Origin of the sequence: Niastella koreensis GR20-10 (assembly GCF_000246855.1) — a bacterium.
Taxonomy (GTDB): Bacteria; Bacteroidota; Bacteroidia; order Chitinophagales; family Chitinophagaceae; genus Niastella; species Niastella koreensis.
On sequence record NC_016609.1, the window covers coordinates 2,466,027 to 2,484,324 of the forward strand.

General features: G+C 44.4%; 17 protein-coding genes. 11 read left to right on the forward strand and 6 right to left on the reverse strand.

The genetic code is table 11. The annotated features are described in order from the left end of the window. Positions 1 to 19 precede the first annotated feature (19 nt). The 6 genes from NIAKO_RS09985 (at position 20) to NIAKO_RS10010 (ending at position 4,126) form a co-directional block, all read left to right on the forward strand. Positions 20 to 715, forward strand: a complete 696-nt coding sequence (locus NIAKO_RS09985; RefSeq protein WP_014218295.1) for a tetratricopeptide repeat protein — start codon at positions 20 to 22, stop codon at positions 713 to 715. 92 nt (positions 716 to 807) lie between these two features. Next, positions 808 to 1,311, forward strand: coding sequence for a 6,7-dimethyl-8-ribityllumazine synthase (gene ribH, locus NIAKO_RS09990; RefSeq protein WP_014218296.1), 504 nt, complete (start codon positions 808 to 810; stop codon positions 1,309 to 1,311). Between the two features lie 18 nt (positions 1,312 to 1,329). After that, on the forward strand, positions 1,330 to 2,055 hold the full coding sequence (locus tag NIAKO_RS09995; protein WP_014218297.1) for a (Fe-S)-binding protein: 726 nt from the start codon (positions 1,330 to 1,332) through the stop codon (positions 2,053 to 2,055). Positions 2,056 to 2,163: 108 nt separating this feature from the next. Then, the gene (gene bamJ, locus NIAKO_RS10000; RefSeq protein ID WP_014218298.1) at positions 2,164 to 2,598 is read left to right on the forward strand and encodes a BamJ family beta-barrel-assembly machinery protein; all 435 of its coding nucleotides are present in this window, start codon (positions 2,164 to 2,166) and stop codon (positions 2,596 to 2,598) included. 140 nt (positions 2,599 to 2,738) lie between these two features. Then, on the forward strand, positions 2,739 to 3,503 hold the full coding sequence (locus NIAKO_RS10005; protein ID WP_014218299.1) for a slipin family protein: 765 nt from the start codon (positions 2,739 to 2,741) through the stop codon (positions 3,501 to 3,503). 50 nt (positions 3,504 to 3,553) lie between these two features. Continuing rightward, positions 3,554 to 4,126 carry a hypothetical protein gene (locus tag NIAKO_RS10010; protein WP_014218300.1) on the forward strand — a complete coding sequence of 191 codons (573 nt, stop codon included), beginning with the start codon at positions 3,554 to 3,556 and terminating at the stop codon, positions 4,124 to 4,126. A gap of 26 nt (positions 4,127 to 4,152) precedes the next feature. Here NIAKO_RS10010 and rluF read toward each other — a convergent pair whose 3' ends face one another. From rluF to NIAKO_RS10025, 3 genes are all read right to left on the reverse strand, one after another. Then, on the reverse strand, positions 4,153 to 5,235 hold the full coding sequence (gene rluF, locus NIAKO_RS10015) for a 23S rRNA pseudouridine(2604) synthase RluF (protein ID WP_014218301.1): 1,083 nt from the start codon (positions 5,233 to 5,235) through the stop codon (positions 4,153 to 4,155). A gap of 169 nt (positions 5,236 to 5,404) precedes the next feature. Further along, positions 5,405 to 5,983: a dihydrofolate reductase family protein gene (locus tag NIAKO_RS10020; RefSeq protein WP_014218302.1), complete on the reverse strand. Its 579-nt coding sequence runs from the start codon at positions 5,981 to 5,983 to the stop codon at positions 5,405 to 5,407. 103 nt (positions 5,984 to 6,086) lie between these two features. After that, positions 6,087 to 7,775 (reverse strand): RluA family pseudouridine synthase, encoded by a 1,689-nt coding sequence (locus NIAKO_RS10025; protein WP_014218303.1) that lies wholly within the window; start codon positions 7,773 to 7,775, stop codon positions 6,087 to 6,089. 119 nt (positions 7,776 to 7,894) lie between these two features. Here NIAKO_RS10025 and NIAKO_RS10030 point away from each other — a divergent pair, with 119 nt between their 5' ends. From NIAKO_RS10030 to NIAKO_RS10050, 5 genes are all read left to right on the forward strand, one after another. Beyond that, complete coding sequence (locus NIAKO_RS10030; RefSeq protein ID WP_014218304.1) at positions 7,895 to 8,260, forward strand: SnoaL-like domain-containing protein; 366 nt, start codon at positions 7,895 to 7,897, stop codon at positions 8,258 to 8,260. A 162-nt stretch (positions 8,261 to 8,422) separates the two neighbouring features. Next, a complete protein-coding gene (locus NIAKO_RS10035) occupies positions 8,423 to 8,953 on the forward strand; it encodes a hypothetical protein (RefSeq protein ID WP_014218305.1) in 531 nt (176 codons plus the stop codon). 303 nt (positions 8,954 to 9,256) lie between these two features. Beyond that, positions 9,257 to 11,149 (forward strand): histidine kinase, encoded by a 1,893-nt coding sequence (locus NIAKO_RS36590; protein ID WP_049815497.1) that lies wholly within the window; start codon positions 9,257 to 9,259, stop codon positions 11,147 to 11,149. A gap of 7 nt (positions 11,150 to 11,156) precedes the next feature. Then, on the forward strand, positions 11,157 to 13,271 hold the full coding sequence (locus NIAKO_RS36595; RefSeq protein WP_014218307.1) for a tetratricopeptide repeat-containing sensor histidine kinase: 2,115 nt from the start codon (positions 11,157 to 11,159) through the stop codon (positions 13,269 to 13,271). After that, entirely contained in the window at positions 13,264 to 14,004 is a 741-nt protein-coding gene (locus NIAKO_RS10050; RefSeq protein WP_014218308.1) for a LytR/AlgR family response regulator transcription factor, read from the forward strand. Before NIAKO_RS36595 ends, NIAKO_RS10050 begins: the two co-directional genes overlap by 8 nt. 75 nt (positions 14,005 to 14,079) lie before the next feature. On the opposite strand, the gene NIAKO_RS10055 is transcribed toward NIAKO_RS10050, so the two are convergent. The 3 genes from NIAKO_RS10055 to NIAKO_RS10065 form a co-directional block, all read right to left on the reverse strand. Beyond that, positions 14,080 to 15,000, reverse strand: coding sequence for a helix-turn-helix domain-containing protein (locus tag NIAKO_RS10055; protein WP_041348373.1), 921 nt, complete (start codon positions 14,998 to 15,000; stop codon positions 14,080 to 14,082). A gap of 58 nt (positions 15,001 to 15,058) precedes the next feature. Further along, positions 15,059 to 15,901, reverse strand: coding sequence for an SDR family NAD(P)-dependent oxidoreductase (locus NIAKO_RS10060; protein WP_014218310.1), 843 nt, complete (start codon positions 15,899 to 15,901; stop codon positions 15,059 to 15,061). A gap of 148 nt (positions 15,902 to 16,049) precedes the next feature. After that, positions 16,050 to 18,143 carry a T9SS type A sorting domain-containing protein gene (locus tag NIAKO_RS10065; protein WP_014218311.1) on the reverse strand — a complete coding sequence of 698 codons (2,094 nt, stop codon included), beginning with the start codon at positions 18,141 to 18,143 and terminating at the stop codon, positions 16,050 to 16,052. Positions 18,144 to 18,298 lie beyond the last annotated feature (155 nt).

Below are 18,298 nucleotides of genomic sequence, written 5' to 3' on the forward strand. Positions count from 1 at the left end.
ACTAAAACATGAATAATTCATGGCAACTGAAGTAAAAGAAGTGCCTGAACAACCAGTAGAAAGATCAACCGAAGAAAGAGTGGTGGATTCGGCCCGAGATTTCTGGGGTAAGAACAACAAAGTTATTACCTACGCATTGGCCGGTCTGGTGGTAATTGTAGGCGGTTATTTTGCATATAGCAAATTCTATAAAGCACCTGCAGAAGCGAAAGCGGCAGAAGCCATCTGGAAAGCAGAATCCTATTTCAAAGTGGATTCTTTTAAACTGGCTTTGGAAGGTGACGGACAGAATGGTGGCTTTTTGCGGGCTATTAAAAACAACAGTGGAACAAAAGCCGGTAACCTGGCTCAGTTCTATGCCGGCGCCTGCTATATGCAATTGGGCGATTTCAACAACGCCATCAAATACCTGAAAGATTTTTCTACCAACCAGGTTGAACTGGAAATACGCGCAGCCGGCTTACTCGGCGACGCTTATTCTGAGCTGGGAAAGAAGGAAGATGCCATCAGTTATTATAAGAAAGCAGGTAACCTGTTCGATAAGGATGATCTTAATTCACCCGAATACCTGTTCCGCGCAGCTATGCTGAACCAGGAACTGGGCAAGAACAAAGAAGCAATTGAACTGTTACACCAGATCAAGGATAAATACCCCAGCAGCCAACGTGCTTTTGAGGTAGATAAGTACTTAGGTAAATTAGGTGATCTGAATTAAGAATTTGTTTTTTGAAAAAGCAGTTACAGGTTATAAGTTACAGGGATAAATCCCTGCCCCGGACCTGAAACTTGAAACATGAAACAAAAGAAATGGCTGAAGTAAGCAATAGTAAATTATTACAGATAGACACAGGCATTCACAAGAATGCCTGTGTTGTTATTGTACGCACCGAATGGAACGCCGCTATTTTAGATGAGCTGGAAAAAGGCTGTTTAACCGTATTCGAACGCGAAGGCGTAAAGAACGTAAAGGTGATAACCGTTCCCGGTGCTTTTGAAATTCCATTTGGTATAAAAAGTTATTGGGACGCGAATAAATACAAGGATGACCGTCCCCAGGCATTTATAGCCCTTGGCTGCGTACTTCGTGGCGATACCCCGCATTTTGATTATGTATGCCAGGGGGTAACACATGGGGTTACCCAATTGAACCTGACCTTACCCGTGCCTGTTATCTTTGGCGTATTAACTGTTGATAACGACCAACAGGCCCAGGAACGTATTGGTGGTAAACACGGACATAAAGGCGAAGAAGCCGCCATCACTGCGTTGAAAATGATCTCACTGACCGCATCGTTTAAGAACAACCATTAATAGGAAAGGGGATTTGCCATGAACGTTCAATTATTTATACCCTGCTTCGTTGACCAGTTGTATCCCACCACAGCCTTTAATATGGTAAAAGTGCTGGAGAAAGCAGGATGTACGGTAACTTATAATACCAATCAAACCTGTTGCGGACAGCCGGCCTTCAATGCCGGTTTCTGGGATGATACCCGTGAAGTTTGTTCCAAATTCATAAAAGATTTCAGTGGTTCCAGTTCCGACTACGTAGTAGCGCCCAGCGCCTCCTGCGTTGGTTTTGTACGGAACTACTATACCACGCTGTTTGAAAATACACCTCAGATGGCGGAGGTAAAACAACTGCAGGCGCGTACGTTTGAATTCACCGACTTTTTGGTGAACGTGTTGAAGGTAGAAGATGTGGGCGCCAGCCTGTATACCACGGCCACTTACCACGACTCCTGCGCCGGTTTGCGTGAATGCAGGATCAAACAGGAGCCGCGCAAATTGTTATCGAAAGTAAAAGGCCTGCAACTGGTTGAAATGAACGACGTGGAAACCTGTTGCGGTTTTGGCGGAACTTTCGCCGTTAAGTTCGATCCTATTTCCATTGGTATGGCCGATCAAAAAAGCAGTAACGCCAAAGCCACCGGGGCAGAATGCATTATCTCTACGGATCTTTCCTGTCTGATGCACATTGACGGCGTTATTCGTAAAAAAGAGATGGGGATGCAAACCATGCATATTGCCGATGTTTTAGCGAGTGGTTGGTAGAATACGGTTACAGGTTACAAGTTTCAGGGGAAAACCTTCATAACACTCCCTGCAACCTCAGTTTAAGAACTTAAAAGTTACTATTCTTTACTAATTAAACTTAGTATTATGGGAATCGCAGATCGTTTATTTCAACAGAAAAAAGAGAAAGCAGAAGCTAACCTGAAAGCCGGTAACGACTTTCTGGAAGCCAATAAACAAAAACCCGGCGTAGTGGCATTGCCCAGCGGGTTGCAATACGAAATAATTACCGAAGGCACCGGGGCCAAACCTGGCGCTACCAGCAATGTAACCTGTCATTACCACGGAACGCTTATAGATGGCACCGTGTTTGACAGCTCCGTACGCCGCGGCCAGCCAGCCACCTTCCCCTTAAACCGGGTTATCAAGGGCTGGACGGAAGGGCTGCAACTGATGCCTACTGGCAGCAAATGGCGCTTTTTTATTCCACCACACCTGGGTTATGGTGAGCAACAGGTAAGTGCTCAGATAGGACCCAACAGTACACTGGTGTTTGAGGTGGAGTTGCTGAGCATAAGCTAGGATATACGAAATTTAGATATGAAACCACGGTCGCCCTACTTTAAAAAGGGTAACCGTGGTTTTTGTTTGTTGTAATGTCTGGGTTAGTTCTGCGACTAATGATCTATAAGAGTTAGACAGAACAATAAAAACGACTTAAAATGATCTTACTTATTACAGGATTAATTATAGTATTGATCCTCTCAGGCATTCGCATTGCCCAGGAATATCAACGCGCAATAGTCTTCAGGCTTGGCCGGTTTCAATCAGTAAAAGGACCGGGTATCTATTGGTTAATACCATTGATAGAGCGGCAACAAAAAGTAGACATCAGGACCAAAACAGTTACCCTTGAGCAACAGGAAACGATCACAAAAGATAGTGTAACCATTAAAGTGAACGCTGTTTTGTGGTATCAGATCATTAATCCCAGGGATTCTATAATAAAGGTGGCCGATTACAACAAAGCGGTGTACCAGTTTGCTGTATCGGCCTTAAGAAATATAATAGGACAACATAGCCTGGACGAAGTGTTGAAAGAGCGCGAGCAGATAAACACCAATTTACAAAGGATAGTGGACCACACTACAGAGCCCTGGGGTGTTAAGATTGAAATGGTTGAAATGAAAGATGTGGAAATTCCCGAAGGCATGCAACGGGCCATGGCCAGGGAAGCGGAAGCCATCCGGGAAAAAAGAGCCAGAATAGTAAAAGCCGAGGCCGAACTGGATGCTTCTATTAAACTCACACAAGGCGCCAAAGAAATGGAAGGAAGCCCCATTGCGCTTGAATTGAGAAGGATGCAAATGCTTTCGGAAATTGGAATTGATAACAATACCACTACCATTGTTTTGTTGCCCTCAGAATTTTCAAGTGCAGCCAGAAGTTTTTCTGAACTGGTCAAAAACAAAAAAACAGGACAGTAAAAGTCATTGATACATCCGTACTTCGTTATTAAAAGAAACCCGCACCCTGCATGGCCCTGATAGATGATTTTATAAAGAACGAGGAAAGTAAAATGTCGTTGGGGGATAAGTTGTTTATGAACTATCCCAAGGTGAGGTCAACTACGGAGCTCACAGATACCTTCCAACACCTGCGTTTGGGCAACAAAAGAGTGATTAAAACCTCGCTTTCGGATAAGGTAATTGCTGTAGTTTTTTTGTTGTTTATCATGTGGTTCGCGGTAGGACATGTAAAACTGTTATTTTCATCCCGGGATAACAATTTATTGGGGCTTGGTGGTTTGGTCTTTGTGCTCTTTATGATCTCCTTACTGCTTAGAAATTCGTTTTTTAATAAGAAATACATTTTCACCATCACTGTCGATTATGAAGGGATTAGTATTGATACCAATAAATTTTCCTGGACAGCCATTGATGAAATTTATCTGATGAGCAAACACGAAGGCAAAAGAACAAACTATTACCTGCTGATCTTTGAAAAGGATACAACTATAAAAAAGTTTGACCTGTATAAGTTTAGCATTTCTTCCAGGAAACTGTCAACTATAATCGAATATTACCGTACAGGACACAGGGTATCCTGAGATCAATCAGGATACCCTGTGTCTTATTATCTACGACCTTTGTTTCTATAGTTTTTAAAGCTGCCTTCTGCGCCGCCACGTCGTCCTTTTTTACTCTCGGGACCTTTCTTTTCTTTTCCGCCATTCTTTTCAGGGCGGGTAGGTTGTCCTTTTGGAGACTTTTGGCGCGTCGCGGATTCTGCCGTTTGCCTGCCTGTCCCCACTTGTCGGGATTTGCCGTCTGCCCCTTCCCGCTTCCAGGATCTTTCCGGCTTTTTACCAGTGTGTGGTTTATCTTCCCTGGTGGCAGGTTTTGTTCCTTTGCCTTTGCCGGCCTGCCTGCCGTCTTTTGGTTTAAAGCCGCGTTTGGGCGGCGTCGCCGTTTGTGTTGCAGGCTTGTTAGGCGTTTTTTCCTTGCTTGAGTCGGAAATGTTTTCCATCAGAATTGACAACTCCGCATCGCTGAGGTAGCGCCATTTACCCAGGGCCAGTTTATCCAGCTTGATGTTCATGATGCGCACCCGTTGCAAACCGGTTACCGCATAGCCCAGGTACTCGCACATCCGCCTGATCTGGCGGTTGAGACCCTGGGTAAGCGTAATGCGGAAAGTTTGGCGGCCCATGGAATGAACTTTACAGGGCAGCGTAACGGTGTCGAGAATGGGCACTCCCTGCGACATCTGCTGAATGAAGGCATTGTCGATGGGTTTGTTAACCCGTACAATGTATTCTTTTTCGTGGTAGTTTTCGGCTCGCAGGATCTTATTGATGATATCGCCATCATTGGTAAGCAAAATCAGGCCTTCGGAATCTTTATCAAGGCGGCCAATGGGAAAGATCCTTTTGGGATAACCAATGAAGCTGATGATATTGTCTTTGACGTGCAATTCGGTGGTAGTGGTGATGCCCGCCGGCTTGTTAAGCGCCAGGTACACGCGTTTCTCCTTTTTGGCGGCGGTAATAAGGCTGCCATCCACTTCAACTGTGTCGCCAGGTTTATACCGGTTGCCCAACTGGGCCGGACGGTTGTTCAATAATACCCGGCCGGCGGTAATCAGGTTGTCCGCTTCCCGGCGGGAACAATAACCCGTATCACTGATAAATTTGTTCAGACTGATTGAATTGTCCAATATTGTATTTTTAAAGCGGTTGGCCAAGGCCTTCCGGGCGCAAAGGTCAGGAATTCGGGGCAAAAAAGCGAATCGGGCAGGGCCGGGATGTAAATCCTGGTAATTCTATCTTTTATTTCAATATTAAATCCCGTTTGATGAAAATCATCTTGTATCTGTGCTTATTGCATTACGAACCATAAGTATGTACGGTAGTTCCACCCGGGAAAACCTTTACATCCACCAACTTCAGGTAGAGTGGTATTGTAATACCATTAAAGATCGGCTCACCGGCACCCAATACAACAGGATGGATAACCAGGCGGAATTCATCTACAAGCCCCGTCGCTATCAGGCTCCGCATAAACCCGGCGCCGCCAATGGCCGTGATCGGTTTTCCTTCCCCGGCTTTGAGTTTTTTGATCTCTTCAGTTAAATCGCCGTCAAAGACCTTGGCATTCGTCCAGGACGTTGCAGCAGGCGACTGATCATTTCCCAGATCGATGCCTTTAAATCCCTTTTGCGTAAAAACGCCCTTGGGAATCTCGTTCATCGGTGCGGCAGAGGGATCGGTTGACGTGGGCCAGTAAGGCGCCATTACCTCAAAGGACTTCCTGCCCATGATGATCAGCCCTGCGTCCCAGGCCTGTTCAACGACCCAGGCTTTCGATTGTGCATCGCCGGTTTTGAAGAGCCAGTCTTTCTCGCCATTGGGGCCGCCGACAAAACCGTCAATCGACATCGACATTTTCATTTGTAACTTTCGCATAACTAATGGTGTTGTTTCAACAAAAGTAGGTCGTCCTCACGGCACTCGTAGGGGGATAAAATGACAAATAGAGGGGTGATTGTGCCTTTAAGGAGTAAGGTATTTAAAACCCTTCTTCTGCCTCAAAGCTCATCTTTTCTTTGGTGTTGGGGTGAATAAATTCAAGATGAGCTGCATGCAGGTACATTCTTTCAGATGCCATCCCATACAAATCGTCGCCAACGATGGGGGCATTCAACCCCAGGTCATGGGCCGAATGCATCCGCAGCTGATGCGTTCTTCCGGTAAGCGGCCAGAAATCAACTTTGGTCATAGCATTATATGTTTTTACCGCTTTCCACCTGGTAATACTTTTCTTCCCGGTCTTAAAACAAACCAGCTGTCTGGGCCGGTTGAACACATCGGCTGTCAATGGCAGATCGATTTCGCCTTCTGATTGTTCAAGTACCCTGGAAAGTAAGGCCCGGTAGCGTTTTCTTACCGTGCCCTGCATAAACTGCCGTTGAATATGCTTGTGTGCGTGTGGTGTTTTTGCAACTACCAATAACCCGGACGTATCCATATCGAGCCGGTGAACAATAAGCGGCTCGATACCGCCAAAAACATCTTTTAGCCGGGTATATACCGACTCTTTGATCTCAACCCCCGGAACTGATAATAAACCGGCAGGTTTGTTCACAACCACCAGGCTGTCATCTTCATAAATAATTTCCAGCTCGCGCTTTTCATCCGGGATCCGTAAAAATGGATTTTCATCAACAGGCATACCCTCCAGCATATGCGCCAGAATGGGTTTGCACTTACCTGTACAGGCCGGGTAAAACTGTTTATGTTTCCTGATCTCGGATTTTGGTGCAGCGCCCCACCAAAACTCGGCCATAGCCAATGGTTTGTAGCCATTCGCAAATGCATATTGCAGCAGCTTGGGAGTAGCGCATTCCCCGGCGCCCCCGGGCGGTTTGCCAAAAGCAGTTAGGCTGAAGATGTCCTGTAAACTTTTGTTTTTCCCGTCTTTATTTAAAAATACATATTGGGCGAAAAGCTGTTGTTGCAAGGTCGCCGATTTTTCTTTACGCTCATTTTTTAAAGTATCAATAGCATTTTCAAATTGAGCCAGGGCTGTTTGTACTTCGTCCAGTACCTGTTTCCATTTGTTGGTGAGAAGGGTAAGCTGGTGCTTGTCATGCAGGCTGTACTTAATAAGATCCAATGCAACCACTTCATATTCGGGCTGGCTCAGGCTTTTCTTTTGTGTTTCCCTGATCTGTTTTCGCTGTTCTTTATTGTGTTTTAATTGTTCCCTGAAAGCAGCAATTTCCTGTACCGATTGCGCTGATAATTTTTCAACGTCGAGTTTTAATTGCTGGTAGTTTTTGTTCTCTTCTATTCCTGTAATGCGATCATTAATAGCATTGATGATCTCTATCTCTTTGAGAAAAAAGCTGTTTTCAACCAGCATATCGAACACCGGTGGTACAAATCTTGGGTGATCGTTTGAGTTGGCCAGCTTACCTGAGAAAGCCGATAAATAGCCCACCTTTCCATCCGCATCCTGCACCACCAGCACGCCAAACATTTTACCAATAACCATTCCCTCCGCATCAGCGTTCAGTCCAAAATTATGTTCAAGGTGGGTTTGGGTTTCCAGGTAATGTTGCAGGTCAAGAGCGGCCAGTTTTGTTAAAGGGTGTGGCTCATAATAGAAGGGAAAAGTAAACCGTTCTGGTAATGCAATGGCAGCTATTGTCTTGTCCGGAAAATAGGAGATCCTGCTCTGGCTATTGAATTTCAATTGTTTAGTATTCGTTTGAGATGCAAAAATATCATATTCCTGGTATTTTTATAACACCTGCTGACATAGGGCTGTCACTCAGCCCTTTTACTTTTGAGATGTAAATAAAAAACTAATAAATGACAACGCAGGAAATCGCAGCCCGCTATCACGAAATGGCCAACCAACGGAAATTTATTGAGATCCAGGACACACTCTATCATGAAGACGTCGTTTGCCAGGAGCCAGAAAAGGCAGCAGCGATGGGGATGGCCATCCTTACCAATGGCCGGGAAGCCATCAAAGCAAAAGGTGTTGCCCGCAGGGCCACCATTGAAACTGTACATAGTTATGTTTGCAGCGAACCGATCGTAGCGGGTGAATATTTTAGTGTGGTGTTGAAACAGGAAGTCACATTCAAAGGAAAGCCCACTGTTACACTCGAAGAAATTGGGGTTTTTCATGTACAGAACGGTCAGGTGATAAAAGAGCAGTTCTTTTATTAAGAAATGATAGGAGGAAAAGAGGCTGTATCGAAAGTATGAGACAGCCTCTTACCAACTACCCCGGGTAATTGTCAAACTACTCAGTTGCACTGGATATGACTGTTAAGCTGGTATATTTTTGATGGAGCGTCAATCACTCATCATTAAACAAAACTTACAGTCATGAAAAGAACAGCCGTTTCCGGTATTACAGTAATTATACTGAGCTGGACAATAAATACCACGCATGCGCAGCTTGAATATAATATTGCGAAACTTGATACCCCTGCGTCTTCTGCCTACAAAAAGTTTTTAATACCGGGCATGGTAAAAGATTTTAAAGGTGTTCATGTAAAAGCTGAAACAAATTTTACTAAAACTTATAAAAATGCAACGGATATAACGTGGTACACTTTAAACGACAAACGTTTAATGGTCCGTTTTTTTGATAATGGTGTTCAAACAAAAATATTTTATAGCAAGAGGGGTAACCAGGACGCTGTGGTCCGGTATTATAATGAAGATAAACTGCCAAATGAAGTGAGGGGGGCTGTAAAATCGACATATTACGACTTCAATATTTTTATGGTAATTGAAGTGACTGTTAGTAACCAAACCGCCTATCTGGTGAAAATTGAAGATAAAACGTGCACAAAAACGATTAGGTTCATGAATGGGGAAATGAACGTAGTAGAAGAGTTTAAAAATTTGTAAAGAAAAAGATGATAGATATCATCGTGTAGCTGTATACAATGTTCCTCGGGAAGTCGTATCTTTCATATGAAACTTTTCATTATGCGAAGTTTCCGTTGCACTGTTTCATCAAGAGTAACCTGCATGTTAATTGCAGCGGTCCTTGCTGCATCTCCTGACTGCTTAGCTCAATGGGAAAAAATTGATAGTCTGAAAAAAGTTCTGCCCACACTAAATGACACAGCGAGGATCGATTGCCTGCTTGCGCTGGGTTGCCAATACTTTTGCACTCCTGAAAAAGATTCAGCCATTCCGTACACTCAGATGGCTTATGAAGAATCGAAAAAAATAAATTATATCCATGGCCTGGCAGTATCATACCTAAGAAGATCAGGTATTGCTAATTGTACACGCAACGATTATCCTGAAACGGAAAAATATGCCCGGGAAGCGCTGAGGTGGTTCAGTCTTACTGCTAATAAAAAAGAGCTATCCGTTGCTTACTGGTTTTTAGGTCGTGCATTAACAAATCAAAGCCACTATGACGAGGCGTTGACAAATATTCAGCTCGCATACCAGTTGGCTAAGAAAGAAGGGGACGAGAATTGTATGGGAATGGCACTGGAAACAATGACGGATATATACAGGGATCGGGGGGAGTATGTGAAACTGCTGGAATCACAGCAGGAACTTGTTAAGAGGGATAGAAGGTTAGGCGATAATGGTTATTATTCGTTTCACGAGCTATGGGTGTTAGGATTAATGTACAGGTTGTTGGAAGAGTACGCTACTGCTTTACCTTTCTGGCGCCGTTTATTTTTAGAGAATGGTTTTATCTGGAGTTGGAACCAGATGGAGTATGCCGAATTATTAACGCTCGCAAAAGAACCTGATTCTGCACTTTACTATTATAACAAATTTGATTCGGCCAAAGCCGGCATAAAAGACCTGCGCTTTTTTTTGATCAGTAAAGGCGAGTACTATTTATACCTAAAACAATACAACACAGCACTGCCTTATTTTTCGAAGGGCCTGCTCTATCACCAACAATTAAATGATCGCAGGCAAATAAACCGGACCCTGATCGATCTTGCCAAAACTTACGAGGCCCTGCATAGGAACGATTCTGCCATTTACTATGCAAGGCAGGGTTTGGCCATGGCTTTGCAAACAAAGGCCAAGCCATTGATGCGGGATGGCTATGAGATCTTTTACAGCGTTTACGATGGTTTGCAACGCGACAGTGCTTGTATGTATTATAAGACTTACATCAGGCAAAAGGAAGCGGTGATGAATGATCAAACAAGAGGTAAGTTAGCCGCCTTCGATTATCAGCATAAAATTGAAATGCTCGACAAAGAAAAGCAACTGCAACAACAACAGTTGGTTCAAACAGCCCAGCAGAGAAAATTGCTCCTGTTCGGCATTGCCGGAATTTTATTATTTGGATTTATTGTTGTCAGGAATTTTTTTCTGAAAAGAAAAAATGAGGTCAACCGACGAAGGCTTGCCGAACAGGAATTGTTATTGCAAAGATCAGAAGCCGAGCGAACAGAATCAGCGCTTCAGCAAAAAGCTTCCATGCTTGAAATGCAGGCGCTGAGAGCACAAATGAACCCGCACTTCATTTTCAATTCGCTCAACTCGATCAATCGTTTCATCCTTCAAAATGATAAATTACAGGCATCTGAATATCTGACGAAATTTTCAAGGCTTGTAAGGCTTATTCTGCAAAATTCACAAAATATATTAATTCCGCTTGAAAGCGAATTGGAAGCATTGGAACTGTATCTTGAACTGGAAGCACTCCGTTTTAATCATCATTTTGACTATAAAATAAATGTAGAAAGAGAGATTGATACTTCTGTTGTAAAAGTGCCGCCACTCATTATTCAACCTTATGCCGAAAATGCCATCTGGCATGGGCTTATGCATAAAGCGGAAAAGGGATTGCTGGAAATTGAGATCGTTCAGCAGGAAGATAAGTTGCTATGCAAAATAACCGACAATGGAATTGGCAGGGAAAAAGCAATGGAGTTAAAGAGCAAATCCGCAGTTGCGCACAAGTCAATGGGCATGCGCATTACAGCAGACAGAATAGCCATACTTCAACAGAAAAAACAAAAGGATTGCTATTTTGCCGTAAATGATCTGATCTTACCTGATGGAAGCGTTGCAGGCACGGAAGTGTTGTTGAAAATTCCTTTATACCAATAAAATTTTTATGGTTGTACGACGCATATTATTATGTCTTGCGCAATACCTGTTTTGTACAATAGCGCTTGCGCAGAAAAGCAAAATCGACAGCCTGAAGAAAATTTTACCTGCGTTGAAGGATACTGCAAGGATTGATTGTTTCAATCAGTTAAGCCGCGAATACATTGAGTCAGATAAAAAAGATTCTGCCGAACATTATGCAACCCTGGCTTATGTTGAAGCGAAACAGTCGGATTATATACATGGTATTGCCGTATTCTTCTCCCTGCAGTCTCAAATGGCAAAGCATTTTGATGACGATTTCAAAAGGTCCGAGGTGTTGGGAAAGGAGTCGCTTCAGTGGTATGAAAGAACGCCGAATAAAGAAGGTATTGATAATTTGTATTTCTACCTCATCTACACGGTTTTTGCGCAAAGCAGGTTTGATGAAGCAATAGGTTATGCCCGGAAAAGATATGCCCTGGCAAAGCAAAGCGGTAATCAGGAGGTAATGCTTGACGCCTTATCCTTCATGTTTGCTGTTTACAGGCAAAGCGGGGATTACGAAAAGAGTTTTTTGTTTGCCCAAATGGTTTATAACCTGGCGTTAAAAACAAAAAATAAGATCAGGATAACAGGCACCCTGTATGGCATGGCCCAGCTGTATGAGCTGATAGAAGATTATCCCAATGCACTGATATATTTCCATAAGGTTCTACAGATGGACGATGCTGAAACCCGGAGTAATCGTATTGCCACTGATAATGACATTTGGTTTAAGATGGAATTTACCGAAATATTTAGCCATTTGCACCAGTTTGATTCGGCATGGCATTATTACAATTTATTCAAGCCTGCGCCAAACAAAGCTGTGTATTGGCGGGTATGGTGGATAAGCACAGGTGAATGCTATTTGTTGCAAAAGGATTACAATCATGCATTGCAAAACTTTCGGCTTGGATTGGCGGAACACAAAAAACTAAACGACCGCAATGAGGTAATGCGTACACTGCTGGATCTGGGTAAAACCTGGTTAGCCTTAAATAAAGATCCGGAGGCTTTGCAGTATGGGCGGGAAGGATTGGATATGGCATTACAAACAAAGGCAAAACAATTCATTCGCGACGGGTATCTGATTCTTTCTACGGTATACGATCGCCTGCATCAAACAGACAGCGCCAATTTTTATTTCAGGCAATTCATAACCATGAAAGACGAGGTGCTGAACGATCAGGTAAAAGGAAAATTTACAGCTTATAATTATGAACAGAAACTTGCCCTGATCAATAAAGAAAAGCAAATTCAGCAGGCAGGATTAGAGAAAGAGTCGTTCATAAAGAAAGTGCTGATTGGCGGTGTCATTTTTTTGTTCCTGTTCGGGTTAATTGTTTTTAGAAATATCATGCTTAAAAGAAAGAATGAAAGGCAAATGCTGGAGCATAAGATCACACTTCAAAAGCTGGAAAACGACAAAACCAAAGCAGAATTTCAGCAGCAGGCTGCGGAGCTCGAAATGCAGGCGCTGCGTGCCCAAATGAATCCGCACTTTATTTTTAATTCGCTTAATTCTATCAATCGCTTCATCCTTCAAAATAATAAACTACAGGCGTCGCTATATCTTACCAAATTTTCAAAACTGGTAAGACTGATCCTTCAAAATTCGCAAACCGCATTTGTATCTTTAGATAATGAACTGGAAGCGCTGCAGCTTTATCTTGAATTGGAAGCGTTACGCTTCGATCATCATTTTGTTTATACCGTTAACGTTGAGGAGAATATTGACCCTTCTGTTCTTAAGATTTCTCCGCTGCTTATACAACCCTATGCGGAAAATGCTATCTGGCATGGACTCATGCACAAGCCGGAAAAGGGACATTTGCATATTACGCTCATTATGCAGGAAGAGGTTTTGCTTTGTAAAATAACCGACGACGGAGTAGGAAGAAAAAAGGCGGCAGATCTTAAAAGTAAAAATACTTTCATTCACAATTCTTTGGGCATGAAGATAACAGCCGAGAGAATTACCCTGCTGCATCAGGGAAAACTATTGAATAGCTATGTAACCATCAACGACCTGATATTGCCTGATGGAAGTGCAGGCGGAACAGAAGTTATTTTAAAAATACCAGTTCATTATGATTAAAGCAATCCTGATAGATGACGAATTGCATTGTCTTGATACGCTCAGTATCTTGTTGAAGGAATATTGCCCTGAGGTTCAGATCATAGAACGGTGTCACTCGGGGAGAGAGGGGTTGCTGGCTATTAAAAAAATAGATCCTGATCTGGTTTTTCTCGATATTGAGATGCCCGGAATGAATGGTTTCGAGATGCTGGAGGAGCTTTCGGGGGTTTCCTTTGCCATCATATTTACTACAAGTTACGATCAGTATGCGATCAGGGCCATTCGTTTTAGTGCGCTGGATTATTTACTAAAGCCAATTGATCCCAATGAACTGATCAACGCGGTAAGTAAAGTAATTACACAGCGTCATTTGCCAATGGCGGAGCAGTTTCAAATGTTGCTAAAGCAGATCCGGAACAAGGACCACCAGTTTAATAAAATTGCCTTGCCTACCGCGGAAGGTTTTGAGTTGGTGCCTGCTGACCAGGTGGTCCGTTGCGAGGCCGATGACAACTACACGCATCTTTATTTGAAAAATAAAACAAAGATCACTGCCTGCCGCACCCTGAAAGAGGTGGAAGAACAGTTGCATGATTTTACATTCTTTATCCGGGTCCATCATTCCCATGTCGTTAATCTGAATGAAGTGACAAAATACATTCGTGGAGAAGGTGGATATCTTGTAATGAGTGATAGCAGCAGCGTAAACGTATCACGCAGCCGTAAAGAAGCGTTGCTTAAACTTTTCTAATACCGTTTAAGGGGCTACATTTGACTACCATGATCCACAATTTTACAGATCAATGGCTTTCTCTAACTGAAAGGATCAGTTGAAAGACCGCCTGAATTCCAGTGGAGACAAATTGGTTTTTGTTTTAAACAGTTTACTGAATGACTGCGGGTGTTCGAATCCCAACGTATACGCTATTTCACTCACCGATAAGGTAGTCGTAGATAATTTTTCCTTGGCCTTTTCGATCAGTTTATCATGGATGTGGTGCTGCGCATTCTGGCCGGTCAGTGCGCGCAGCATATCGCTTAAATAACTGGGCGACAAATTCAGGTTTTCAGCCAGGTACTGAACGGTTGGAATGCCGTTGCTTAAAGCCTGTTCATTGTTGAAGTAACCACTCAGCAGGTCTTCCAGTCTTTGCAGCAGATCGTGGTTAACGGCCTTACGGGTAATAAACTGGCGGTTATAGAAACGATTGGCGTAATTCAGCAGCAACTCGATCTGAGATATAACCACATCCTGGCTAAAGTCATCTATCCGGCTGTTCAATTCTTCCTCCATGATCCTGAAAACAGACATGATGGCGGCTTTCTCAGTTTCGGAAAGATGCAGCGTTTCGTTGGTTGCATAAGAAAAGAATCCGTAGTGCGTGATCTTTTTAGCTACGGGATAACCTAACAGGAAATCCGGATGGATCAGCAGGGTATATTCAGAACAGATGGCTTCTTCGTTTTCTGCGCTCCCCATCACCTGGCCGGGCGCAGCAAACAGCAAGCCCCCTTCATCAAAATCATAATAACCCTGGCCATATTTTAGTTTACCACCCAGTTTGGGTTTGTAAGAAATTTTATAAAATCCCAGCACATGAGGCTGGTCTGGTTGTAGTACGTCTGACCAGGAAGGTGCTCCATGGAGCAAACTGATCAATGGATGTTTGGGCTGAGGCATGCCAAATGCGCGATGGGCCTCGGTCAATGTCTCAAATTTGTGCACGCTGTGCTCCGCTTTTTTCATGCTGAAACAAATATAATCATAACCGGCAATCATTTTAATTACCGGTTATGAACAGTTATTATTTAGATAAGGCCTGGGCCGAACTGGAAACGGCGTCCCATTTTTCCCAAAGTGCCAGCCGTTCTTCATAAGCAGCCCGTACCCATGGCAGGTTGTGGCTGCCCAAATGGAACCGCAGGGGCGGGTTTTCCAGGTCTACGATCTGGAACAGCGCTTGTGGAGTGGCATCCGGATCGCCTTTTTCCAGGCCTTGTAACATGCCGAAAAATTGCGTTTTAAGATCCGAATATATTTCCATGCCGGCCGCAAATTTCAACGATTGCTCACTGCCAAATTCGGTAGCATAGGCGCCCGGTTCAATAATGGTTACTTTGATTCCAAAATCTTTAACCTCATTAAACAGGCTTTCGTGAATAGCCTCAAATGCCCATTTGGTAGAACAGTAGTAACCAATTACCGGCAGGGTTACATGGCCAACGTTGCTGGAGGTGCCCAATATATGTCCGCCACCCTGCTTGCGAAGCAGCGGTAAAGCTGCCTGGATAACAGCCAGCGCTCCGAAAACGTTTGTTTCATACATGGCCCGAACATCTTCCACGCTCGCTTCCTCAATAGTACCAACCAATGAATACCCGGCATTGTTCAGTACAATGTCGAGCCGGCCGAAATGGGCATGGGCCCGGGTTACGGCAGTTTCAGCCTGGGCGTGCCTGGTTACGTCCAGTTCAAGGGTCAATACATTTTCTCCAAATTTTTCTTTAAGTGCAGCTAAACTGTTTACGTTGCGTGCAGTGGCGGCTACTTTATCGCCACGCTCCAGGGCGGCTTCTGCCCAAATACGTCCAAAACCGCGTGAAGCTCCGGTAATGAACCATACTTTGCTATTCCTCTGATTTTTCATGTTCCTTATATTTCAATTATTGATAAGGCAAAAATCAGAAGACACCGGCCGCCGGGCGTAAGCTAATTGAGGACTTTTGTAGTCTGATTGCGGATTATTGAAGACCGTACCCGGCTAAGCCGGGCCGGTCTTTTGTATACGACAGCCCCTAATGCCGTACAAGCATTTTTATTGTTTGAACCTGTTTGCCATTGGAAACATTCACGATGTATATACCATCAGGCAGGGCCTGCAGGTTGTTCAGCGGGAGTGTGTTCATGCCAACGCCGGCTTGATATTGGTTTTTCCAAACTGACTTTCCTTTCAGGTCAACTATCTGCACAGAGATGGTTCCCGGATTATCTGCAGGCACATATAGTGTTGCAAAACCAGCCACGGGGTTGGGCGTAAGGGTAAGTTCGTTTGTTGGTAAAGAACTTTTTACCTGCATCACCTTGCTGTAAATATTGGTGCCGGTTACCTCAACCAGTTTAATGCGGTAATACAGCTGCGGTTCATTGGCACGCGTTGCTGCATCTGCATCCTTATACTGATACGTGTTGTTATTATTGCCTGCTGATTGTGGAAAAACGATGGCGATGGAAGCAAATCCAATTCCATCAGCGCTTCGTTCAATAATATATTGTTGCACCTTTTCGTCATCGGCCACTGACCAGTTCAACGTATTGGTATTATTGTTACTGCTAACATTAGCCGATAAGAAATTTGCAGCCAGAACGGTGCAGGAAATGGGGAAGGTAAGCGTTGCACTGCCGGTAACAACCTGCAGCAGGCCTGCAGTGCCGGCCGTAGCTCCATAATTGATACCGCCTACAGTAGTACCTGCTGCACCACCATCTGAAGTACTGGCGGCATTCAAAGCACCTGTACTATAAATTACCCCACCGCCGCCACCGCCACCGGTTCCGTGTGGCGAAGGGCTGCTGGCGCCACCCGTATTGCTGGCGCCATTACCACCATCGGTATGCACGGTAAGTCCGGTAAGACTGCCGCTGGCTGATATCAGTACACTGCCACCGGCGCCACCACCACCGGCGCCGTCATTTTGCAGCGTTGTATTGGGTGCATCCCCATTGGCATTAATAGTACCTGTACCCGAAAAACTACCTACGTTGAGAATTACAATGCCACCACCTGCACTGCCACTGCTGGCTAAACCATTGGCCGGTGTACCGGTACCGCCATCGGTACTGCCGGCGCCGCCGCCGCCGCCCATTACCAGGCGTGAAGCGCTTACCTGTGCAAAGGCAACTGCGCCGATACCACCACAGGCCCGGTTTGAGCTCCAGCTATTGCCACCACCACCGCCTGTACCGCCATTGCTGCCACCACCACCACCGGAGTTGTTGCTATTACTGGTGGGAAGGCCATCTGTTCCACCACCGCCGGCATTGCCGGGCGAACCCCGGTCGAAGCTGCCATTAGGGTAGCCCTCCAGCGCAGTTCCATTATCTTTGAATACGCCGTTGATGTTAAGATATCGTGGTGTACCGGCAATACCTTCTCCTTTGGAGGCGCAGGCATTGGCTGTAGAAAGCGCTGTATAATCTGTATAGGTACCCGTACCTCCGGAGCCGTAACTTTTACCACCACCACCGCGAAAACCAGCGCCGGTTGCAATAATCTGGTGGGCATTCATAGTAAGCGTGCTCGTAGCTGCTAATACCAACACGCCGCCGGTTGTTCCATTCCAGTCGGGTACTGTAAGATCTGTGCTGAGTGATATCTGATAATATAATGGTACCCTGATCACCTGGTAACGGTATTGACCATCTGTGCCATAAGCAGCATTTTTATAACTTTTAGTAAGGGCCGACTTGAGGTTTAATGTTCCGCCGGTTAAAGGTACGGCATTAGCTGCTACGATATATTCCATATTGCCGGCCAGTAATTGCGTATTGTTCAGGTAACCACGACCGGCAGCGCCGCTGGAGCCATAGGTGTTGCCGTTAGTGGAAGTGATTTGTGCGCCCTGCATTTGGATGATTAATAAAATATCCGAAGTACTGATAGGTGTGGTGCCATAACCAGCCGCCCCCAGAACAATGGAGGTGCTTCCTGCATTGACGGTAGCCTGTGATGCAGCGAAATAAGTATTTGCTGTGGCAGAAAAATTACCTGAGTTGATAGTTGTAGTGGAAGAAGCCGGACAGGTTTGGGCATTTGACTGTACATAGATAATGCAAAGCATGATTATTAACAGTGCTGTAATCAGCCAACCGTTCGGGTTAGGTGTTTTCATGATAATGAGTTTACGGGTATACGGATTATAAACAAGAATACTTAGCGGTAAAAGTAATAGCTTGCTTTTACAGTAACCCTCCAATTAGTTGGATATATGATTAGGTATATATGAAATGAATCTTATGCATAATCCAGGTAATACTACCATCTCAT